The sequence below is a fragment of the Hydrogenophaga sp. RWCD_12 genome, assembly GCF_046604225.1.
Lineage (GTDB): Bacteria > Pseudomonadota > Gammaproteobacteria > Burkholderiales > Burkholderiaceae_C > Hydrogenophaga.
Genome location: NZ_JBKIXC010000001.1, coordinates 1,300,004 through 1,323,037 on the forward strand (window position 1 = coordinate 1,300,004; position 23,034 = coordinate 1,323,037).

At 60.0% G+C, this 23,034-nt stretch carries 13 protein-coding genes; 3 read left to right on the forward strand and 10 right to left on the reverse strand.

Annotation, left to right across the window (positions count from 1 at the left end; all coding sequences use genetic code 11):
• The 6 genes from ACLIJ1_RS06075 to ACLIJ1_RS06100 all read right to left on the reverse strand — a co-directional run bounded on the left by ACLIJ1_RS06075 (position 1) and on the right by ACLIJ1_RS06100 (position 7,854).
• Complete coding sequence (locus ACLIJ1_RS06075) at positions 1 to 1,881, reverse strand: ATP-dependent nuclease (protein ID WP_411364571.1); 1,881 nt, start codon at positions 1,879 to 1,881, stop codon at positions 1 to 3.
• A gap of 22 nt (positions 1,882 to 1,903) precedes the next feature.
• A complete protein-coding gene (locus ACLIJ1_RS06080) occupies positions 1,904 to 2,578 on the reverse strand; it encodes a DUF4391 domain-containing protein (RefSeq protein WP_411364572.1) in 675 nt (224 codons plus the stop codon).
• Positions 2,575 to 5,847 (reverse strand): helicase-related protein, encoded by a 3,273-nt coding sequence (locus ACLIJ1_RS06085; protein ID WP_411364573.1) that lies wholly within the window; start codon positions 5,845 to 5,847, stop codon positions 2,575 to 2,577. The genes ACLIJ1_RS06080 and ACLIJ1_RS06085 overlap by 4 nt, the downstream gene beginning before the upstream one ends.
• Positions 5,834 to 6,043: a hypothetical protein gene (locus ACLIJ1_RS06090; RefSeq protein WP_411364574.1), complete on the reverse strand. Its 210-nt coding sequence runs from the start codon at positions 6,041 to 6,043 to the stop codon at positions 5,834 to 5,836. Before ACLIJ1_RS06090 ends, ACLIJ1_RS06085 begins: the two co-directional genes overlap by 14 nt.
• A 194-nt stretch (positions 6,044 to 6,237) precedes the next feature.
• Positions 6,238 to 7,266: a relaxase/mobilization nuclease domain-containing protein gene (locus ACLIJ1_RS06095; RefSeq protein ID WP_411364575.1), complete on the reverse strand. Its 1,029-nt coding sequence runs from the start codon at positions 7,264 to 7,266 to the stop codon at positions 6,238 to 6,240.
• A 15-nt stretch (positions 7,267 to 7,281) separates the two neighbouring features.
• Complete coding sequence (locus ACLIJ1_RS06100) at positions 7,282 to 7,854, reverse strand: hypothetical protein (RefSeq protein ID WP_411364576.1); 573 nt, start codon at positions 7,852 to 7,854, stop codon at positions 7,282 to 7,284.
• Positions 7,855 to 8,148: 294 nt separating this feature from the next.
• Between ACLIJ1_RS06100 and ACLIJ1_RS06105 the strand changes: the two genes are divergently transcribed.
• From ACLIJ1_RS06105 to ACLIJ1_RS06115, 3 genes are read left to right on the forward strand one after another with little or no spacing between them, the layout of a single operon-like run.
• Positions 8,149 to 8,568, forward strand: a complete 420-nt coding sequence (locus tag ACLIJ1_RS06105; RefSeq protein ID WP_411364577.1) for a hypothetical protein — start codon at positions 8,149 to 8,151, stop codon at positions 8,566 to 8,568.
• Entirely contained in the window at positions 8,565 to 9,308 is a 744-nt protein-coding gene (stbB, locus tag ACLIJ1_RS06110; RefSeq protein WP_411364578.1) for a StbB family protein, read from the forward strand. Before ACLIJ1_RS06105 ends, stbB begins: the two co-directional genes overlap by 4 nt.
• Positions 9,305 to 9,775: a hypothetical protein gene (locus tag ACLIJ1_RS06115; RefSeq protein WP_411364579.1), complete on the forward strand. Its 471-nt coding sequence runs from the start codon at positions 9,305 to 9,307 to the stop codon at positions 9,773 to 9,775. Before stbB ends, ACLIJ1_RS06115 begins: the two co-directional genes overlap by 4 nt.
• A gap of 107 nt (positions 9,776 to 9,882) precedes the next feature.
• Here the strand turns inward: ACLIJ1_RS06115 and ACLIJ1_RS06120 are convergent, their stop codons facing one another.
• The 4 genes from ACLIJ1_RS06120 to ACLIJ1_RS06135 form a co-directional block, all read right to left on the reverse strand.
• Positions 9,883 to 10,743: a DUF932 domain-containing protein gene (locus tag ACLIJ1_RS06120; protein ID WP_411364580.1), complete on the reverse strand. Its 861-nt coding sequence runs from the start codon at positions 10,741 to 10,743 to the stop codon at positions 9,883 to 9,885.
• A gap of 67 nt (positions 10,744 to 10,810) precedes the next feature.
• On the reverse strand, positions 10,811 to 11,215 hold the full coding sequence (locus tag ACLIJ1_RS06125) for a single-stranded DNA-binding protein (protein ID WP_411364581.1): 405 nt from the start codon (positions 11,213 to 11,215) through the stop codon (positions 10,811 to 10,813).
• A 691-nt stretch (positions 11,216 to 11,906) separates the two neighbouring features.
• Positions 11,907 to 12,443 carry a RadC family protein gene (gene radC, locus ACLIJ1_RS06130; protein WP_411364582.1) on the reverse strand — a complete coding sequence of 179 codons (537 nt, stop codon included), beginning with the start codon at positions 12,441 to 12,443 and terminating at the stop codon, positions 11,907 to 11,909.
• 381 nt (positions 12,444 to 12,824) lie between these two features.
• Entirely contained in the window at positions 12,825 to 23,018 is a 10,194-nt protein-coding gene (locus ACLIJ1_RS06135; protein ID WP_411364583.1) for a neuraminidase-like domain-containing protein, read from the reverse strand.
• Positions 23,019 to 23,034: the final 16 nt, after the last annotated feature.

The following is a 23,034-nucleotide window of genomic DNA, read 5'->3' on the forward strand; positions in this document are numbered from 1 at the left end:
TCAATTCCCCATAGCTTTGTGCAGCACCTCTTGAAGCATTTCAGGTACAACACCTGCTGCCTCTATCGTTGCAGCCCGATATGCATACTGATTTTTAGACAGCTCGACCCCAGCCGAAGCTTCAATTGCCAAGCATGATGCCGTCCACTCTGGCCAACTTGCATCCAAGTAACTTTCAAGGTGATCCGTTAGGGTTGCCACACGATCGCCGACATGCTCAGCTGGAAAGTCACTTTCGGTTTCTGTGAAGTACTTTAATAGTCGCCTATTTTCGGTTGAGTACTTCGCTCTTTCCGCATCGATGACCGATTGCTTTTTTCCAACCGATTTTGCGCGCGCCTCAAAACCGCCATCCCCATCAAAGAGTGCATAAGTTGGGATCCCAAGACTGGTGAGAATGGCGTGGGCCAATGGGATCCCGCCCTTTCCGCCCGCAGGAACAATGGAGAGCCCTTTGGCTTCAAGTAGGCCCGTTGCTTCTCTGTCGCCAATTCCATAGAAAACCGCCACCTCGGTGTCGCCCTCTACCAGCAATACACATGATGCGAACATCGCAGTAGCTAGACGACCAGTGACGATGCCATCCAGTTGTCGCTCTATCTGCCCAGCGTCTACCACGCCATGTAGAATCGTTTGCACATCTGCAATACTTGACGAATGGATGGTCACGACTGGAGTCTCATCAGCGGATCTCGTTAGCCGCCTGACTTGGTCAAAATGGCGAGCCTCCAAAAAGTATGGGCTATGCGTTGCATACGTCACTTGGATGCGTTTGCCCGAATCTTCGGCAAGTGACCTGAGCACTTTTGCAAAGGCTTGGGCCTGAATTGGGTGCTGGAAAAGCTCAGGCTCTTCAATCGCCAAGCAGATAACCCCTTCAGCCGAAGCGGCACTTGATTGTGCTAAGAGCTGGAGTGCTGAAATCAGAATCGTGCGTTGAAAGCCGTGTCCTTGACGTTCCACAGCCGTCTCAGTAACGCCGTCTAGCACAGCGACCTCGAAGGTGGTTCTGGGCGCTTTCAGTTCAACCTCTGTAGGAGCAACCGTGACAGTTCTTCCCGGAGAATAGGACGCAACAACATCGTTTAGCTTTTTCGTGATGGCAACAAGCTGGTCCTTGAACGTCTCTTCATAAATTTTTTGCTGCTTTGCGCGCGACTCCGCAACTATTTCTGCAATTGCTTCATCTGCGGCAGCGCGATCTACTGACCGCTCAAGAATTCTGCCAATGATGCTCGACTTGCCGTCAATTGATTCTTCACTTGCTCGAAGGTCGGCCGTGACCAATACGAAGTCGAAAAGACCGCTCATCTTGCCGCCGCTATTGAAACCGAAAAAATTGGTTTGAAGCGCTTCTGGTGCGTCAACAAGCTGGTCGACGTGAGCACCCTCCCAAGCTGCCATGGCCTGCTCTATGGCAGTAGCCGTATTGGCTGCCGGCAAGCCCAACCCTGGATTGTCAGCACGCAGAGCCGAGTACATCTCTTTCTTCGCAGTGGCACCACTTGCCGCCTTGATGGCATTGAAGGGCGGAAACCCTTTTGCGTTTGCTGAGAGGAAATCGGTGCCGTCAGGCGATCTGCGCTTCCACGCGGTGAAAGCGACAGATCCTTCCGGCGCGTATTTTCCGAGTGCCTCTCGGTCCTTCTCGGTTAGATCAGAGAATGTGATCTGTACTTCGATGTCCTGGTCAATCGCTCCAAATGAACAGTCCTTCTCGGTCAGCGATCCAGGCTTTCCGTTGAAAAACCAATCGAGCGCACGAAGTACGGTTGACTTGCCTGCACCGTTCGGTCCAATAAAAGTCGTCACAGCGTCGAAGGGGATGGTGACATCCTTCAGCGTGCGAAAGTTTTGTATACGTACAGTTTGAATTTTCATTTTGCTTCGGCTCCCTAAGTATTCACGATTTGAGTGCTTGCAGTTCAGTCGTCAGTTGGCGCAATCTGGCGTTGGCTTCCACTTTTCGATTGAATTGCTTCTCTTTAGCAAGGCGCGCCTGAGCCTGAGCGACTTCGCGCTCCTTGGTCCTGACCTGTTCGGCTCGAATGACTTGAACATCCAAAGACTCATTGGGTCTGGGCGCCACGGGCACAAGTCGACGAAGCAACTGCTCATAAAGCCCGCCGAGGTCTAGGGCCAGTGGCAAAGGGGTGCGCTCAGCCGTAGCTGGCGTCCAGCCTGACTCGAAGTAATCGGAGCAAACCCAGCTGGCATGATCGGTTTCGCTGGGGCGCTTGTAGGCGGCTACGAGCTGCGATCTGGCTTCGGCTCCTTGGCCGTGAGTCAGTTCAAAGATGATGGGGAACTGAATGGCACCGTCGATGCATCGGAGGACGTCACGGTGTAGTTCTGACGTCTTGAGCTGGATGGCGAAGACTTGAATCTCCGGCACACCCGGTCTTGCGCCCAGGTTGATCGTCTCTGGTGCCAGCTTGTAGCGCCAGACGATCTGCTCCACCTGTTCCACGAACAAGTCTTTCAAGCGGGTGTTGGCGCCGCTGTGCTCGTAAATCTTGTTCTTGGGCAGTACGCGGCCAAACTCCGCTTGCTTGGGGTAGGCGAACAAGGCGCTCATCCGGCCTCCTGGATCACCAGAAAGGTGATGAGTTCGAAGTCGTCCAGGCCGGAGATGGTGTTGGTCAGTGCCGTGGTCTTGCCGCCGGTGAACAGGCTGTCCAGATCCTTCTCTTCCTTCACCTCGATCATGGAGCGAATGGCCTTGCCCAGCAGATCGGAGTACACCTGCATCTGTCGACCCTCGGCCGTCTCTTCATTGAAGAGCTGGGTCGCTTGCGGAATGGGCTTGTCTTGGCCCTTGCAGCAGGTGCGAGCCAAGTCCAGCAGGCGCTTCACCTCGGTGTGGTCGTGCACCACACGGCCAGCCCGGTCGATGTAGACGAGGTAGTAGGGGTGCAGCCGGTTGTGCTGGTTGACGTTGACGCCCGTGTTGAGGTTTCGCAGCGTGAAGATGACGCCGGGGTGCAAGCCCATGGCGGGCTTGGCGGGCACCACGGCATGCATGCCATTGGGCACGTTGCTCAGCTCGCCATGCTCCTTGACGTAGTTGAGCAAGTCCATGCGGAAGTCGTTGAGGCCGAGGTCGGTGATGGACACGCCGGTCTTCAGGTCTTCCAGCTCGATGACTTCCTCTTGCAAGCGGCGCAGCTGCTCCTTGCGGTACGACACGTCGTTGGCCTGGGCAGACAGCACGTTGTCGTCACCCGTGGCAGTCACGTCCGCAATCATCATGCGGCTCTCCACCCGGTCTTTGAGGTTGATGTACTCGTCGAGGGTGATGTCGGGCCAGTAATTGACCAGCTGGATGCTGGTGTTGGGCGAACCGATGCGGTCCACTCGGCCAAACCGCTGGATGATGCGGACGGGGTTCCAGTGGATGTCGTAGTTGATGAGGTAGTCGCAGTCCTGAAGGTTTTGGCCTTCGGAGATGCAGTCCGTACCAATCAATAAGTCGACCTCAGCGGGCTCGCCCGGCAGCACCACGGCCTTCTCCTTGGAGCCCGGGGAGAACAGCGTCAGCAGCTCCTGAAAGTCATACCCCTTTTTCAGCGTGGACTTCGGCGCGCCCTTCCCGGTTACCTTGGCGGTGTGCAAGCCATGGGCTGCTTGCAGCACGGGGGCGAGGTTGGCATAGAGGTAGTCGGCCGTGTCCGCAAAGGCGGTGAAGATCAGCACCTTCTTGTTGCCGGGGTTGATCGGGTTGGCGATCTTCTCCAGCACATGGGCCTTCAGGTGTTGGAGCTTGGCGTCGTCCTCGGGCGTGACGAGGTGCATGGCGGCCAAAAGGTCGTCGATCACCTTCAGGTCGGCCTGCAATTCGTGTTTCCACGAGGGCAAGTCCATGTCCGCCAGGTTGATCTTGACCTTGCCGCCAATCTCTTCTTCTCCCTGCAAGGGGATGTCGTCCTCTTCGGCGTCCAGTCCCTCCAGTGCCTCGGTAAGGTCGCCAACCAGAGTGGCCTGGCCGTTCTGCTGGAAAGCGTTGATCTTACCCAGCGTGTTGGTGTGATTGGCCCGCAGAGACTCCAGCGTGAGCCGGAACGACTGGACAGAGCTTTCCAGGCGCTTGAGCAGGTTGGTCACCATCAGCGCCTGCAAGCTGCGTTCGCGATCAATCTGTCGCAATGTGCCTTTGCCCGACCCCACCTGGGTGTCGTACATGTCTTCGTACTTCCTCAGGCGGCTGGGCAGGATGTAGCTGATCGGGGCATAGACCGCGAGTTTGAGCAGAGAAAGCTGTTCGAAGATGCCGTTGAAGCCCATCACATCGGTCCGGGCGGTCAGCGGAGACTGAAAGGTCAGCGGCTTTCTGCGTTCAGGAAACTGCCCGATGTCCTTGGTGTCGTAGAAGGTCTGGATGTGCTTGCGCGAGCGCGCGATGGTCACGCTGTCCAGCAGCTCGAAGAAGTCGAAGTCCAGGGAGTCGAGGATGGCTCGTGCTGTGCGCTCGGCCGGAGGCAGTTTGGCCCAAGCATTGAACGAGCCCTGTGCCCCGCGGAAAATCTCTTCTACGGTCTTGCCGGTCTTGAGCTTCTTGCTGAGGTTTTCCGAGTCCCCTTCGTAGGCCAGCGCCAGCTGATTACGCAGGTCGGCAAAACGGTTGTTGACCGGGGTGGCTGAGAGCATCAGAACCTTGGTCTTCACCCCTTCCTTGATGACCTTGTTCATCAACTTTTGGTAGCGCGTCTCCTTCTCCTTGAAGGCATCGTTGTTGCGAAAGTTGTGGGACTCGTCGATGACCACGAGGTCATAGTTACCCCAGTTGATCCGGTTCAGCGGCGTGCCGAAGGATTCGCCGCTGGTGCGGCTGAGGTCGGTATGACAAAGGACGTCGTAATTGAAACGGTCCTTGGCGAAGATGTTGGTCTTGAGGTTGCGGTTGTAGTTGAGCCAGTTGTCAGCCAGCTTCTTGGGACACAGCACGAGAACCGACTTGTTTCGCAGCTCGTAGTACTTGACCACGGCCAGCGCCGTAAACGTTTTTCCCAGGCCCACGCTATCGGCCAAGATGCAGCCGCTGTAGGTTTCCAGCTTGTTGATGATGCCGGTGGCCGCATCCTTCTGGTAGTTGAAGAGCTTGTTCCAGATCAGAGTTTCCTGGTAGCCGGTGCGGTCGTTGGGCAGTACGTCTTCGTCGATCTCGTCCAGGAATTCGTTGAAAATGTTGTAAAGCATCAAGAAGTAGATGCTCTCGGGCGAGTTCTCCTGGTACACCGAGGCGATGTGTTCGCAAATCTGCGCGGTCACGTCCTCCAGCTTTTCGGGGTCGCTCCAAATTTGGTCGAACAGGCTGAGGTAGGTGGCGGCAAAGGCGGGCTCGTCCATTTTGTTGACGAGATTGGACACCGCGTTGCCTTGCTGGTAGCCCAAGTCCACGGCGGTGAAGCCGTGCAGCGGCATGTAGGCGGTATCCGCGCCGTTGGCCTGCACAACGGCGAAAGGTTGCATGGGTGCCTTGGTGCGGTTGCTCTTGAACCGGGCCTTGCGCCGCATCCAGTCGGCGCATTCCTTGGCGATGGCGCGCTGGGTCAGCTTGTTGCGCAGCTGAATCTCGAACTCGCTGCCATACAGGCTGCGCTCGCGGTCGAGCTTGGGGATGTGGAATTCCTTGCGCTCTTTGCGAATCTTGTCGGTGACCTCGCTGGCCGTGAAGGTGGGCGAGATGAAGATGAAGCTGAGTTCGTCGATCTTCTCCAGCTCGGTCTTCAGGGCTTCGAAGGCGTACATCGAGAAGCAAGAAGCGGCAATCTTGAGCCGTGACTTGGGCTTTAGCGTCGCCTTGAGGTCGTCACCCAGCAACCGGGTGATGTTGTCAATCAGTTCCATGTTTCTTCTTCCGCTCCCCAGCGTTGGCCGGCGCATCGGGCGCGGCTTCCAAGCCGTGCTCTTCCGCGTAGGCCAGAACCAGCACCTCGACCATGGACGCGACGGATCGGTGTTCCCGTGCCGCCGCCAGCTTCAGCAACTGCTTGATGTCTGCTGAAGTGCGGATAGACAAGGTCTCATCCTTCAGTCGTTTCATGGTCGTGCACCCAAATGGTTTTGTCCTGCAAATGTACTGCGTTTTACATGCACCTGAGGCACTGTTAGATGACCATACGGCGACACTGCAGATTGTTTGTACGAACAAGAAGAGAAGTCTCTGCAGTGATCTGCAATCTGGGCGCTTTTCGTTCATTCCCCAAGGCCCATTTCACGGTGGCAAGAAGCCAAATCTCACCTTGCTTGGGCTCGGTCATCAGGCCGGATCATCAGCGGTAGCGGGGCCTTCCCTGATGGCGAAGGCGCCGATGGCTGTTGCTGCCGATCGACTCTATGCACCGGTGCCCGTGACTGTTCAGTCGCCTTGCGTGCTCCTATTTCACTGATGAAGCGAAATATGTGGGTGGCTAGCTCTCGGTCTGTAGACTCGTTTGAGCCAGCCAGTGCCCGACCCACTTGTAACCAAGCTTCTGCAACTTTGGCTTGTGAAGGGTGCACTCTTGGCTCGCTGTACTCGGTTGACCTTGCGGTGCGAAGGCGGTCTTCCTCCCGTGCCTTCAAGCGCCAAAGCCGATCAGGTCGACGATGTTGGCCGCGTGTCGATTGCCGGGTCGCCTCTGCGTCCACGCCATAACCTCTCAGCTTGTCAGCGAAGGTTTCGCGCCAGCGGTGCAGATCAGTCTTGCGAGGATTGAGGCGCTTGCCCAGTGTCGACTCGGCCCGCACGCTGATGTGCACATGTGGGTTGGCCTGGTGGTCGTGCAGCACCATCACGTACTTGTGGTCCCTCAGCTCAACCTGTGCGAATTCCCGGGCTGCACGCTGCACGGCTAGCGGGTCGGTGCCGCGTGGCATGGACAGCATGATGTTGAAGGCCTCCCGCCGGTGGCCTGGCTCTGCTCCGTCAGGTATGTACGAGCCGCTGAAGCGCCACTCCTCGGCCAGGTCGTGCAGGACACCCTTGCCCCGCATGATTTCGCCGCGCTGGTCCTCAATTTCCAGTCGGCCGTTCTTGCTGATGTAGCGGAAGTGGGCGGCGATGGCCCGCAGTCCGCGCCCTCCCCCAGTCACCTTGACCATGACCTGCGGCGCGCGCCGCACCACTGTGGCCGCAATGCGCTGACGGATGACGGCTGCGCGTTGGCGTGCCGCGTCCCCACTCAGCCGTGGCGAAGGCTTCACCTTGACCACGCGGTTGCTGGGGTAGAACAGGCGATCACCCCAGGTGATCAGGATGCCGTTCAAGTTGTCCGGGATAGCCATGGCGAACTCCTTTCGCTACTTGGTGTGGGACGTGGTTGACCCTGCGCTCCTGTTGCTCGGTTGCAGGTTGGCTAAGGTACGCGCGGCCAGTTTCAGGTGACCGCGCACGTCGCTTGCCAGCGTGTCCAGCATCTCGCGATAGGCCCTGGCGGGCTCGATGTTGGCCTGGCGCAGCAGCACGGTGAGGCGGTGGATATTTCGGCTCAGGGTGGCCAGTTCGGCGCTGGAAACCCTAAGTTCGGCGATGTGTTCGGCCCGGCTGCCACCGGCGGACAACACGGGCACGTTAGCCACCAGCCCAGCCAGGTAGGCACCGCGTGACAGACCCGCGGCTCGGGCGCCTGCAGCCAGTTGCGAAGCCTCTTGGGCAGACATGCGGATCGACAGCTTGACGCCGGCTATGTGTCCAGCCGGGTGGGGCATCTCCCAGATACGGGGCTCACCCTCCGTCGAAAGTCCCAGATCGCGGGCCACGGCGCCGCGCACCAACTCCGAGACGCTGACCCGCTGCGCCTGCGCACGGGCCACCAGCGCGGCCTTCAAGCCGCGCATTTCAACCGTGACGAAGTCGTGTGTTGGGGTGTTCATGGGTTGACGAATGGAGGGGCGCGGAGCGCTTGTGAAACCGGCGGCTGGCCGCCTATCTCTGCACTCACCCATGAACCCAGTATTGGCCTGAATCGAGGCTCTGTCGCCGCTGGATTTGGGTCCGAATCCAGCAGGCGAACAGGCGCCAGGCGGGTTGAAGATGAGCACGTATCGATCAGCACCGCTCCGGACGTGAACAGACGGCACGAGCAGTGATCAGCATGCAGACAGTCACCGCACCAACCGATCAGCGAGTGACGAACAGCCGACCAACACCTGACGTGAAACCGAACGATGAAACTGGTTCCAACCGATCCACCAGGCAGAAGCTCACGCAAGGCCAAACGCTTTGCGCAGGACATGCGGGAGCTGCGCGCCCAGGGCTACACCTTCGAGGCGATCCGCATGGCATTGGCTGCGGTCGGCGTACACGTGAGCAATGCGACCGTGCAGCGCGAAGTGGCCAGGGCGAGCAGGGCAGCTTCCGTCGGGGAGGGTTTGGTATCGGGTGCGCGACCTGACGAAGTGCCCCCCGCTATCACCCAACCGCTGGGGTCCACGCCCACTCCTGCAACCACCACGCCCCAGTCAGCGCAGGTTGCTTCTGTGGAAACGGACATGCGCAGCGGCAAAGAGATCGCGGAAGCGTTTGCAAGCAGCCGAATCACCAACCCCCTGGCCCGCGCCAGGCTCAACGCAAAGGACCCGTCATGAAAATCGCCGTCATCAACTTCTCGGGGAACGTGGGCAAGACCACCATCGCCAGGCACCTGCTGCTGCCGCGTATCGACGGCTCGGAGCTGTTTTCTGTGGAGAGCCTGAACGCGGCCGACGGCGAAGGCCATGCGATGCGTGGCCGGCAGTTTGGCGAGCTGCAGGAACTCCTGCAGACCATGGACAGCGCGGTGGTGGACATCGGGGCCAGCAACGTGGAGGAACTGCTCGACCTGATGCAGAAGTACCAAGGCAGCCACGAGGACTTCGATGCCTTTGTGGTTCCCACGGTACCGGCCCTCAAGCAGCAGCAGGACACCATCGCCACCCTGGTCGAGCTGGCGCGGCTGGGCGTCTCCCGTTCAAGGGTTCGGCTGGTGTTCAACATGGTCAGCAGCGCCGCAGATGTCCCGGCGCACTTCGATCTGTTGCGGGCCTTCCTCAAAGCGCAACCCGTCGCCACAGAGAACGTGGCCTGCTATCTGGGCCCAAACGAGGTGTATGGCCGTATCCGGGGCAGCAATTCCGATCTTGCCACCCTGGCCCTTGACGAAACCGACTACAAGGCCCTAATCGTCAAGGCCAGCGACACCGCGGAAAAGCTCGCACTGGCCCAGAAGCTGGCCATACGGCGGCTGGCAGTTGGGGTATTGCCGCAGCTGGATGCCTGCTTTGCGGCACTCGGTCTGGCCGAGAGCGCCGCCAGCAACGTGGTGCCGCTGGCACGGCAGGCACAGTGAGCGACCTGTTCACGGCCCGCGAGGAGCTGATGGCGGTGGCCATCGGCGATCTGGGCACGTTGCTGGATCGGGTCGAAAAACTGGCACCCCAACTGGAAGCGACCCGCATAGAGTTGCTGAGTACCAGCACCGAACTGGCGGAGAGGGTCGAAGCGTATTCAAAGCGTATGGATGAAATCACCGAGAACGCGAAGATGCAGACGGTAAAACACATTGCCCGCCATGCTGACGAAATGGCCCGCGTGACTGTGGACACACAGACCCGGGCCATGGAGGAAGCGGCGCGGGTGGTGTTCCGCAACGAAATCGGCCCGACCCTGCAGCGGGTGACACTGCCGCTGCAGGAGGTAGTAGCCATGGCCCGCAAAGGTGCTCGCCCCTGGGAAGGGTGGCTGCTGCACGCCGCGACGGCAGTGCTCTCTTCGGCCATCAGCTGGGGAATGGCCGCCTGGCTGTGGCTTCGGTGAGAAGCCCCAGCCGAAATAGCGCGAGCCGGCTACAGCCGGCGAGCGCGTTTCGGATTTTCTGGTGAACCACACCCCCCAGCTCAAGGGCGGTGTGGTGTTAGACCTGATCAGGCTTTGAGCTTGCGCATCTCTTCGGCCAGCACCCACAGCGCGCGGTTCAAGCTCACGCTGCGGTCAATGCTGGCCACCGGCCGGGTGTGCAGGCGCCGGCCCTTGGCACCGCGCCCGGGCTGACCACCACGCAAGGCGTTCTCCTGCACCCGCTGAAATGTGGTCCACAGACTGTTACCGAAGTCCTCCGGACGGCGAGCTTCGATCAGCTGCTCGGCGGTCACTGGGGCCGGTGGCTCACCCTCCCCCCGTTCACCGTAGCGCAGCGCCAGGGCGGCGGTGGCAAAGGCCTGCTGTTCCTCACGCTGCAGCGGCAGGGCCTTCATGCTGTCGGTGGAGGCGTCCACCACCTCGAAGTCCTCCAGCACCCGGAACGCGCCCTCGATCACCTCGTCCTGGATGTTGCCCTTGTGCGGGATGCGGATGTCGTTGATGACGTCGCCCACCACCAGACCGTTGCAGCAAACGAACCTGAAAACGCCTGCGAGCATCTGGTAGCTGCTGGCCCCGTCGTGGCTGTTGATCAGGATGATCTCGTTAGCCTCAGGTCGGGTGTTCACCTGCCCCGCGTGACGCATGCGGATCATGTGTTTGGTGAACTCGGTCTTGCCTTCGATGCGGCTTTTGCTCTGGGCCACCATGAAGGGTTCGAACCCCTCCTGGCGCAGACCGCGCAGCACGTCGATGGTGGGGATGTAGGTGTAGCGCTCGGAACGGCTGCCGTGTTTTCCTTCGGCAAAGATGGACGGGGCAGCGCGGCGCATCTGATCTTCGGCCAGTGGGCTTTCGCTGCGGATCACAAACGTGTTCTGGCCGAAACGGGTGGCCAGACGGGGGGAATGGGCGGTGGAGATCATGGTGTGCTCCTGGTTCGGGATGGATGAGTGAGAGGGAGACCGGGCGGCTGGCGCCCGGTGATGTGCTTCAGGCGGTCGCTGGCTGTGGGTTGTGCGGCTCCTGCGCGCTGCGGCTGCGGCGGGCTTCGCTCTCGGCCTTGCTGTCGAGGTAGTCGATGTCCTCGACGGTGAACGCCATTCCGTAGACCTCTCGGCCCTCGCCGTCCTGGTACTGGGTGTTGTGCAGTCGGCCCACCACATTGACGTGTGAGCCTTTGCCCAGGTACTCGGCGGCGTGCTCGGCCTGCTTGCCCCACAGAGTCCACTGAACGGCGACCGCGCGTTCCTCGCGGTCTTCACCGCTACCGCGGTACTGGTTGCTGATGGCGGTCAGCGTCGCCTTGGCGAGACGGCCTTCGCGACCATTGACGAATTCGAGCTTGACGGCACCGGCCAGGTGCGCGTGGCGCTGGATGACTTGAACATTGGCCATGGTGAAACTCCTTGCAAGAGCGACCAGCCGGACCCCGATCCGGCAGATCCTCTCGCTCGGACTCCCTCGCTCCCGCCCACGGGCGGGCGGGGGGTGGGCAAGGCCCCTTCCCTCGGGAAGGGGTGGGGGATGGGGACACCTTGCAGCACGAAACAGTGAGCCAGTCACCTGGCCCACCGCTGAAAGATCCCCCCACAAGTCCCCCTCACCTGTGGATGGGGGCGCCGTGGGGGGATAGCGGTGGGCCCAATGGCGCACGCGCTGCCCACACCTCTTCGGGCGACCAGCGAAGCGCAGGCGGCCGGGTGAACTGAGCAGCGGCGGCTGTCGCGGACGGCGTGACACCAAGCGCAGCGACTGGCGCGGCGTTCGAGCCGCTGCGATCACTTTCGGGGTTCGCTTTCTCCGGTATCCCCAGCGGCCCGGCTTCGGGCATGGCGGGTGGCCGGGGTGACGATCTGGCGTGCGGGACGGGACCAGAGCGCAGCGGCGGAAACGGACCGAACGTCAGTTCGTCCAGCGGACTCGTTCCCGCGCAGCGGGAAGGAAACCAGACCGCGATCCCCGGTCACGGGTGAGGGCCGCTGCCCCATGTGCTGCCGGTGAACACCGGCCACGTTCAGCCCTCCCCTGCGCTCGTGCGCAGCGCGCTGATCGACAACAAGAAAATTGGGGCCGCAGGCCCCAAGGGTTACGCCAGCCCGCATTCGGCCATAGAGCAGATCACGTCGCCAGCGACGATGAAGTGGTCGAGCACCCGCACATCGACCAGCGCTGCTGCCTGCTTGATCGTCTGCGTCAGATGTTCGTCGGCCCGCGACGGACGGGCCTCGCCACTGGGGTGGTTGTGCACCAGGACCAGAGCGCTGCTGTTGCGCATCAGCGCATCGCGCACCACCTCGCGCGGGTAGACCGATGTCTGGCTCACCGTGCCCCGGAACATTTCGACGTAGTCCAGCACGCGGTTCTGCGAGTTCAGGTGCACCACGGCAAACACCTCATGCGGCAGGCTGCCCAGCCGGGCGCGCAGGAAATCCTTCACCACCGCGGGCGAGTCCATCAGGTCGCTGCCGCGCACCTGTGCAGCCAGCAACCGCTGCGCCGCCAGCAGCACCTCGTCGGCCTCGGCCGGCCGGTACTGGCCCGTCAGGTCACGGATGAGGAAACCCCCTGCCCCAGCGGGCACCGACAGGAGGGAATCGAGGGAAGAAAACAGATCGTGCTGCATGACCAACTCCGGTGATCGGGCGGGATTGCCCGAGACCGGAACCGGCACGCCGCAGCGCAGCGGTCACAGGTTCGAAGACGGCCGAGAGGCCGCCAGCGCCCACCGGGCGCGCAGACCTTGACGGCGAGAACGGTGTGCAAGGATGAAGGGATCAGCAAGCCAGCCCCACCACACATGCGGGCGTGAGGAGGGCAAGCGCAGCGCGCAGGCCAGGGGCCTACCGACGGCCGGAGGCGTCATGGATCGGAGCCTTATGGCCGCGACCTGCTGGGGCGCGGGGCGCAGCCCGCAGAGCCCGACGGCGGGACGCCGGGACGCCGGGACGCCAACGAAATCAAGACAAAACTGAAACGCACAGCAAAAACAAGAGCTGTGCCCCAATCATTGCTTCAGTGCCGCAGAAAAGCAGAGAACGACATCCCTCAATTGACTGACACCATCAATCTCTAGGTCGAAGCCACTCTGATCGAGCAATAGTTTGGGTGGATCCAAGTCCAAATCAGCACTCCACGTCGTCTTGGTGACTTCGTCTTGCTTGCAGGAAGACACAAACGTAGCAAGTCTGACCGAGACGCCGCCCGTGGCGTCCCCGATAACCGCCACCTTGATCTTCCCAGTAGGTACTACAGGCTGCCCCATCCAGCGTGCGATTTCCTTCGGCAACTTCAAGCGAATCGAACGCCTTGATTGATCGCGTGCAAGAAGTGCGAACTGTTCCGATAGATCGTTACGGAGGCTGGTGTAGGCCCACAGTGGCCCCGCCGATTCGGTGGCTTTCTGCAACTTCTTCCTGAGCTCGTCTTCGGCATCATCTACGTTTGTGCCTGGCTCAGACGTGTAGCGAATGTGAAGCACCAGGTCGCTGATGGTCGCGTAGTCGAACTGGCGAACTGCAGCGGGCAACCTCAGTTCCCACTCGCTGTCGACGGCCCCCGCGCCTTCGAACGGCAGATACCGATCGTCGCGAAGGCTAGGCTCCCACTGACCCGAGTCGTTGCTGCCCGAGCTGGTGAATACAGCTTCGGCGGGAGCAAGCACTTTCTCTGGCTCCGTTTTCCCTGCTCTCTTGATGGAACTGCTCAACAAGCTCAGCTTGCAGGAGATGCCAGCGTACGGACCAGTCACGCAAGGCACAGAGAGTGCCACAGACTTGATGCGACGAGCCACCTGTCCGGCGTGGTCCATCTCGAACAGCACCTCGGGAATCTTGAACCTGCATTTACCTGTGGCCCGTAGTTCGATCAACTGCCAAGGGTCAAGAACTGCCAGCGATACATGCTTGGTCAACTCCGGCACTCGGCCATTCCGCTTCAGGTGCTCAGCTTCGAGTCGCTTGAGATCGTGAATGAGGCCGGTTGCAGCGAGCAATCCCTTGCGCAGACCATTCCAGTGGTCCGCCCGCACCACCTTAACGCCCGACTGAGACATCGGAAGCTCGCGGTTCAGGCAATCCTCAGCAGCCCTCGCATAGTCGGAGGCCAATTGGTAAGTCTTGTAGTAGACCGCCGAGACTTGCCGTGCCATCCAGTCGTACAAGCCGCTGTTGGTGAACTTCGACTTCAGAAAGGTGTCAGTCGCCTCAGCGCTTTCAATGGATCGTTCGAGGTTACGCTTCTCGGTCAAGGCGATGCTCAGCCGGATCTCGGCGGCCGTTCGTTGCTTTTCAAGGCTGAGCAACTCACCAGACGCCATGTCTCGCTGGAGCTGCCAATCCTCCAATCGCCGTTCGTAGCTCGCCAATGTCGCTGTGATGCCCGCTGCCGTCTGGTCTTTGTCGCCCTCAACTGCCAGCTTGTCCGCAAAGAAGTTTTGGGCAAAGGCAATGTCCTGACCACTTATCCTGATTGCGAAGTGCGGTGAGCCAAACGCACCGTTTGCACCGATCGTGAACGTTGGTATCAGGGTTGCCAACGCAGCTGTTGACTTCATGGCCGCCACCCGCGTCCTGACCATCAGTCCGCTGCGAATCCCCGCAATCGACTCCAACTCCTTGGGCGATGTCCCCTTTGCTATCCGCTCCAAGTACCAGGTTTGGCGAGCCTGCACATTGGCGATCTGCGCAGCAATCGCCTCGAGCTGCGTCTTCGCTTCCTTGATCTGCTCGTCCCGGATGTCCTTGTTCAGGCGGATTGCCTGCAGATCCAACCGCGATCGCAGCAGCGATAGCTCCTCGGCGTCGCGCTTCTCTAGCGCTTGAAGCAACTCCGAGCCCAAGGTCCTCAATTCGGCCGCGACTTCATTGGCCTTCTGAAGCATCACCGCAAACCGATAGTGGGACCTCGGCTGGTTCAAGCCGGCCATGATCTGGTCGAACGACAGACCTGCTGCCCCTGCACGCGCCAGAAGTGCAGGGTCGATGGGCGGCGCAAACAGCGAGGGAATCCGAAACACGCCATCGATGTTCAGGCAGTTGCGAACCTTGTAGAGCCTGTCCGCCACCCTGTCCCACAGTTCGAAGAGCTTCTCGTTCTGGGGAATACAGAAGTACTCGTTGTAGAAGTTCAAGTGCGGGGAGTCTGGTTCCTCGTTCTCCTCGCAGTGGGTGATCTCGCTGACTTCGCCAAGCAGGCTATCAAGATATGCGCTCAGCTTATCATCCCTTTGGTCGATCACTTCCCGCAGCTGCAGATAGCTTCTCGCCCCGCTGCCACTTGTTGATCCCCTGTCGCACATGGAGATGTCGGTTCGCGGCCTTCGGCCCAACAGGCGTGCTGCTAGAACATACAGCTGAGACGCGGCGGTGATGTCCTCTCGTGTATCGGATCGGAATCGCGCGTCGCCCCAAGCGATCAGCGTGTCGATGTAGCGGTAGACGACGGCTTTCTGGAATGCGCTCCAACGGCCCCTTGCAACTTGAAAGGGCAGATTGGGCTTGCGTCGCCAAGCCATGATCGAGTCCACCAAGTCTTGCAGAGCGGCGCTCTTGACTTCCTTGCCCCACCTCCGCGGATCCAGCAGCACCTCGATCGCATGTCCTTTGTGGCTGTCCTCCATCCCTCTGCGAAACGGTCTCAGCTTCCAGAACTGACGGCGGACAACCCCTTCGTCGGCGCTCGCTCCTTCGTCCACCCCTATTGGATCGAAGATGTAGTGAAACCAGCGCATCGCGTCTTCAAACTTCGCTTCGCTGGCGAACTTGAGTGCAATCATGAACGGTGCGTGGAAGAAGACCTCCCAGTTGTACCCCGCGTAAGCATCGAATGTGTCGTCATAGGCCAGGGCATAGCAACCAAAATGGTTTATCGCAGAATCGCTGAGTCTGGTTTGAGACCGACCCCGGTAGACCTCCTCGCGCCTGGTTTGCTGCAGCTTTCCGTTGAACACCGACGCAATCCCCCGCGATTCCGCGCGGCTCACCAGTTCGCACGCCATGGGGTGATGTGTTCTTGCTGCCAGTTCGAATGGGGGCAGCGCGCCATCAGCCTTTGAGTCGTAGCGAGAAACAGAATCGAGCAAGTCGGCAATGGAGGCAGCGCTAACGAGCGGCGCGGCCTTGGTCAGTGCGGAGAGCACGTCCCGCGCCCACTGCGCAGAGTCGTCATGGACCTTCCAGACTTGCTTCTGAACTTCCTCTGTTAGAAGTGCATCACGCAGGGCCGCCAAGCTCCTTGAAAATTGGCGCGCGTTGATTTGATCACTGCCGGTAGTTGAGAAATTCACCCTCACGACGATGTCAACGGCATCATCCGAGTAAAAGAATGGCAAGCCGAGCCCCGTTGTGAAGATACCGCCGGCTGACGGGGGCACGAGGGCAGCTCGTGCGACTGCCATCGCCGCATCAAGCAGGCTGGCCTGTGTGGCCGGGGTCACCGTAAATCGGCCCGGTGTCGGGTCTACACCAGCGGTCGGATCAACAAGAATGGAAGGATGCGCGCTTGCAGCTGCGCTTCCAGTCCCCTCCAGCAAAGTCAACTCGCTAGCAGTATGGGTTTTCAGCTCAATCTGGCGGGCGCCATCGGGGCTCGTCTTCTCCACGATGGGGTAGACAGAGAACTCGCTGCTGCCGATGCGTTCTGCTTGCGCAACGCCCAAGCAGCTCTGAAGCGAGAACGAGCCGACAACGCGCCGCTGCGCAGTGCTTTCCTCTCGATGCGGCTCTGACGCCGTCACCAGAATCTCAGGAACTCCATAGTCCTGGAAGGTGAGTTGAAGTCTGTCAGGGTTGTTGTCGATCGCCAGCTGTGACATGGCCACCGGTTGCTGCGGCCAGTCCAGTTGTCCCGGACTCGTGCGCTTCGGCTGCCAGCCTTCTTTGACCTTCTGGCTTGTCGTGAGCTGGAGCTTCCATTGAACCCTGGGCTCCTCGATGCCAGTGACCGTGTAGGCGTCGCCATCGCCCTTCTTTGCCTCAAACTTGCTCGGAATTTCAGGCCTGTCCTGCTCGTGCTTTGCAGTCATCCACCCCAGATTGAGCCGCCCTCCTCGCCTGAACAGAACGACATGCTGGCTGTCGATCTCCAGGTCCACCAGATCCCAGGGCGTCCAGTGACGTTCATCCACCCACTGCCGGTAGTAGTAGCTGTAGGGCTCCGAAGGTGTGCGGGCCAGAACATGCATGACTGGCTCGTTGGCGTCGAACTCGTAGTAGGTTGCCACCACGTCGAGCCGCGCCACATCGTGAAGCTTGTGGAGGTATCGGGTGAAGGCCAGCTCGGCGTTTTCGTTGGTAAGTTCCCCCTGGTTGAGGTCGCTCTCCAGCTCTTCAAAGAATCGAGACTTGTCGTCTCTGACTTCAGGCTCCATCCAGTTCTCTGGGTAGAGAAAGATCTTTCGGCATGCCTCCCACACCCTGTAGGACTGCATCCACTTCCACTGCTTCCAGTCGACCAGCTCGTTTGCCGGGATTTGCCAACCGGCTTCCAGACCCATGGTGCAGCGTTGCGCAAACTGTTGCACAACGGCATGGGCCTGAACAATTCGCGACGTGGTCATGCAAGCCGACATCTGCGTGTCGAGTAACAGGTACTCATACAAGCGGTCGGCCGAAGTTGGACCCGAGTTATCCGCCCAGGGTCGCTTCTCATCGCTGAGCAAGAGTGCGACCAGTGCATCGCGCTTCTGTTCGCGCAGCCTGTCCTGGCCCTTGCGAACATTGATCAGCCACGCATCGTCGCTAAAGCGCTTGCGAAGCCCTGCTCTTAGTCTGCCACTGGCCGTCCGCAAGTCACCCTCATCACGCTGTTGCAGCGCGCTTACCACACGGCGGAGCTCATCAATTGAAACGCTTGTCCTCGCAAGCAAGTCGCTCACTTCTTTCAACCAGGCCAATGTGCTTGGCTTGAGCAACAGGCTACTGTTGCCAGGCTGATGGAGCAGCTCTGCAGCACTGCCTGCAGCCAAGCCCAGCAGTCTGTCCAATGCTCTACAGAGGCGCGACCAGCTCTCTGCGTCAGGTTCGGTCAGTCCGGCGGAGCGCAGTATGGGCTCAAGGACATCCTTTCGCAGCGATATCCGCCCGCTTGCCGCAGCCGGTTGCTCCACATCAGGAGTGCCCTTGAACGCCGCCGCCCACGATGCCAGGCGTTGCCACCGCTTGGTCAGCTGTGCAAGCGTTACCTTCGCCTCTGCGAACAAGTCGCCGGGAGCCAGTACCTGCAAGCCTTCGCATGGCGGATTGGCATGATCGTTATCGGCATGATCAAAGAGCCAGCGCATCACTGAAGAATCTAGATCCCACGCCGACGTCACTCGCGAGAAGCGATGGATCGCGTCGATCTGCGCAAACGCAGTCTTCAGCTTCGCGTCATCGCCCAGTGCCTCTAGGCTCAGTTCGGAAGGTCCCTGCCAAGCCTTACTCAGCGATGCCAGGTCGAGCTCAAGCCACCAAGTGGCAGCACTCCGGGTAACCGAGGCTGCTGCCGGCGTTGCGCTCAATAGAGCCCAAGCTTGAGGCTCTTCTGTCGAAAGCGCCTGTGAAAGCGCAGCAGACAGCACAGCCTGCCGATCTTGTAGAAGCTTGAAGCGATCTACTGGCTGGCACAGCAGGTAGCTAGCGAGCAAGGCAGTGACATTCCGCTCAGGTGTCGCTGTGTCCTGCTGTCGCTGGCCGTCGCCAACCGATGCTTCTGCTTCGGCCAGCAGCCATGGTTGCAGGCGAGTTTGAATATCGCGCTCGGGCAGCCCGATCCACTGCAGCGTCGGTGCGAATAGCTTGACAATCCACCGGGCAACATCCGGCCTCAGCAGCTCGTTCTTTCCTTCGGTAGCTACAGGATTCTCGGGGGGGAGCTCGGTGAGCAAGCTCTCGATCCCGTCTAAGGCTTCTGCCAGCAGCGAGGTAGTCGAGAAGCAGGCCCTACCCAGACCGAAGGCCTTCACGCCGTCTTGCCGCAGGCCACCTGCTGCCAGCTTGATCCTGGGGAGCAGGCGCCTGACAGGTTCGGTCAGCAAGCTCAACTGATCAGACCATGTTCCGTTCCATCCATTTTCAAGCCCGAGATAGCCCCTCCACCAATTCTCCGGCACACTGGTCGCACCAGGTTCCCCGAGCGCCAGCAGCGCAGGAGATCCTTGTTGCTCCATCTGCCGCAGGCCAGTGTGAAGCGCAAGAACCGACTTCATCACGGTCAAAGGACTGATGACCTGTCCCTTCGCGTCGGCCGCTGGGGGAAAAACAACGGAAGCTTGCAGACATCCCTCCAGATCCCTAACGCTCAGAGTTGCCGCTTCGACCGTCTTTTGGAAGTCGAGCAACTCAAGCGCCTCGCCAGGGTCTTCGAAGGGCTTGCCCCCCACCATGAGTGCCAACGCCCGAAGGCCTTTGGTGTCGACTCCAATGCCACGGAGCAATACCACGGCCCCGTAGAGTTGCCCAAGGCTCTCGCTGTTCAGATCCAGCCAGCGAGAGCCTTCGCCGAATCGCGCCTCAACGAGTCCTTCAATGTCCGCCTGCGCCACCCTCAGCGAAGCGCCCAGCATCCGGAGAACCTTGAGTTCCAGAATCTTGCGCCTCTCGTCACTCGCGTGACTTAGGCGCTGGCGGAGCGTGAGTTGTTTGTTGCCTGGTCGCGCCAAGTCTCTGAGCACATCCAGTCCGTCCTCGTCGGCAAAGGGGTCCGCACAGTTGACGCGGGTGTCCAGGAAGACCGAAGCCCACTCACCAAAGGCTGCTTCGCCAAGGGCTGTAGTCCTGAGTCTGGTAAAGACCAGCAACGCTTCATGAGTGCCCAAGCCCAAGCGATCCCGAAACTCCAGGAATTGAGCCAACCGCACGGTAGCGCGTTCGTCCAGCTTCCCATCACCAATGCTGGGCGAAGCCAGTGCCAGATCCAGATCAGCAATCGTCCATTCCAATGCTTTGCGAAGTCGAAGGAATTTGCTGGTCTGAGAAGCACCTCCCTTGTCACTCCACCGGACCTTGACCGCGGTCGAGTCCGCACTGCACTCGTCACCTTTCACAGGCACCAGTTGGAACCCAAGCTTTCGGCCAATGAAGTGGGTCTGTTGCATGGCGCGGACGTCTTCGAAGGTCGCCTGCGAACGCTGCAAGAACTCCGACAGCGTCAACTCCATCGGGCGGTTAGGCCCCAACAGGCAATCGGCTACCTGCGGCATGAAGACCAGCCCAGAACCTTCGGCTTGGGATAATCCCAGCCGCGACACAGCAGTTGGCACGCCGTGCGGGCCGATCAGCCTAGCGCCCCCCGGAGGGGCGATGGTCAAGACTTCCAGCGAAGTGACTCCAATCAGCTCAAGCCACTGGCGGACCTGGGTCTCTCCGAGCGACCAAGGCAACGCATAACTACCGGCGACAGATTTCTTCGCCAGTTTGTCGTAGGCCCTGCGCTCCACAAACTGAGGCTCGGCTGAAAGTTCTGCCGAGGTGAGCACGGTTTGCGGCAGCAGCCGTATAACCCAAGGATTTATGGTACTCCCCACGATCAAGCATGACGCTTCTAGCGCCAACCCGATGCGATCACGAAGCATCCAGCGCTCATGCCTGCAATGTGCGTTTACGCGCCCATCGACAACTGCCGATATCAAGACGGGGGCTTGCAACTGGACTCCCCAGCTCTTCAGTGATTCCTCGAGTGTCGAAAAAGCCGATTCCTCGAGTGGCTGGTTGTCCTTTGGCTCCCAATTCGAGAGATTGACGTCAACTTTGAATGCGATCTTGTTGACTACCTGCCGCTCAAGGACTTCGTTCACCAGATCGATGAAAGGCAGCTCGACAGTCGCGTTCTTGTCGTTAAGGTCGATCTCCGCTAGATCGCCGCGCCGATCCATCAGCAAGTCCAGCGCGCTTATCGAATTCCGATTTTTCGAGTCTGATGGAACGAGCCGTCTGTGCCGAAGAAACTCCAAAACATCGGCGAGATAGGCTGCAGGTCCGTGAACCGAATCACCCCAGTGGCATACCGGCACATCGGTCACGCCGAACAGATGTGCCAAGTCGGGAAAATCGCCTTCAGGCTGTTGGGGCGTATCCGTATCACTTGACTTCACCTCGCATCCGCAGTCGGCGGGCTTTTGCGTTGCACCGCTGGATGTTTCGTCTGACGGTTTGCACGGCGCAGGCAGCTGGGAGGAACGGGTTGCGGCGATGAACTGCGCTCGCGCATTGGTCTTGCTCCAAGCCCTGCTATACACGCGTGACAGGACGGCCGGAGTGAAGCCTCTGGCGTCATCTCTGTAACTCTCGATGAAGCGGCCCCGGCCCATGCGAACTATATCGCGCGAACCAGTCAGACTTTCCTTGTTGGCCTTTGCGCGAGACACCAGATGACAGACCAGACGATCAATGTCGTCAAAACCACGCAGGAGCCGCTCGAGTCGGGCTTTGTCTTTTTCGGGCACGGATGGCTCTACCGCATCGGGAGAATCTGAACCCGCGACTGCTGCCCCGGAGGACGCCTTCAAACCGGCCGACACCAAATCGGCAACGAAAGCCGGCAGCCCCCCCGGCCTGGGATTGCCGTAGACTTTTTTCAGGGCGCTCAACAGCGCAAAGACCGTCGGTTCGCTCTTGAGCCGGTCAACGACTTTGGAATCAGAAACATCCCACTCGGCAATCTCCTTGCCCGGTGAGGCCCCTGCCACCAGTTTGCCCCTCGTTGCACCATCGATCAGCGTGAACACATCGATGCCTACCATTGGTCGACCGCGCCTGAAGCCGAAAGACCTTGCCGAGTGAAGCCAACGACTGGCTTCAGCGACGATTTCGGGGCTGTCAGCCTCGTCACTGCGAAGCTCGCCTTTGACCGTCTTGGCCACTTCGACATACACCTGCTGAGGTCGCGCCCAGAAGTCTGCAACGCCGCTGCCGACATCGCCGATGGAGATGTCGAGTGAACGCGCCGAAGCGCCAGAGGCAGCGCTGCCCATCCGTACCGCAAGGTAAAGTGCCGCAGCCAAGGGCTGATCGTGAAGCACAAGCGGGGCCGGACTGGCACTCGCGGCCAGGTCGTCTGCCGGAGGCTTGTGGGTGGATATCAAAGAGGGACCGAGGCCCTCGACCTTGCCAATAGCCTCAATCTTGCCATCGCCCGCGTAAGAGAGCCCATTGGAGGCGATGGCCCTGAGTCGCCGACTCCATATCGCGGCGAGGATGAGCTCGCGGTCCGCCGCCGCAATTCCACCAATGCCGCTGCTGAACAGCATCTTGAGTCGCTCATTGAAGGCGGCTTGCCGGTCCCGCCACTGAGAATCGTCGGGATTAGGGTCGCTTGCGGGAGGGTCCAACTCCAATGCCGCATTCCAAAGGCTGTTTGCCTCCCAAATGTCGTCCGCTGATCCTGAGCGAAACCGGTAGCTGCTTAGCAGTTGGGCCGACCGTGTCAGTTCGTCCACTTCGAGCTTGGGGACCTCAAGCTCGACGTTTCGGCTCGTCTCGTTCGTGAAGTCGATGGCTGCTGGTGGATGCAATGCAATCAGAGTGCGTGGATCAGGCACCCACACACCAGCTGTCGCACGTTCTGGCACAAGGCGCTGGAGAAGTCGCGGTACAAAGAGGCTTGCTATGGGCTGTCCATCCTGTTTCCAAGCCACAGCGGGTAGCAAGAACATTCCGCGCTTCGCGGCGGCGCCGGCTGTCGAGTCCCACTCCACGGTGGCCCACGAGTAACAACGATCCTCTGCGGCATCGGTTGCCCGAATACGCACCGCAGCCAAGGCCTGGCCTTCCTTCCAGTTCTCGTCGGAGTTGTTGGCGTATTCGGCGGCGCCATTCAGCAGGGCCCATAGGTCCGACCAGGCCTTTACAAGATCTTCGGGCCTAGCACTCAGGATTCCCGGGACGGTTTCCAACGTCTCGTGCACCAAAACAAGAAGTCCTACTGGCAGCGAGTCGTGCCATTCCTCGGGCTTTCGGGCGGTCAACGGGTCTCGCCAAGGCAGAGACGCCTGGGCGATCTGATTAAAGCCGAGGCGCAGCGCTTCAGCCTCTACCCTCAAGAGCGCGCGTTCAAACAAGTCCTTGTGGGTGGCACCCGCGCTTGCAGCAAACGCCTTGATGGCCTGCTCCAGCACGGGGAACCAAAACTGGCGAGCAGCGGGGGCAGGCTTGTCATCAGCAACGTCATCCGTGACGGCCGACAAGAGGTTCGCCCAGTTCCACGTGATCGTCGCGTTCGACATACTGTTCCTCCGATGC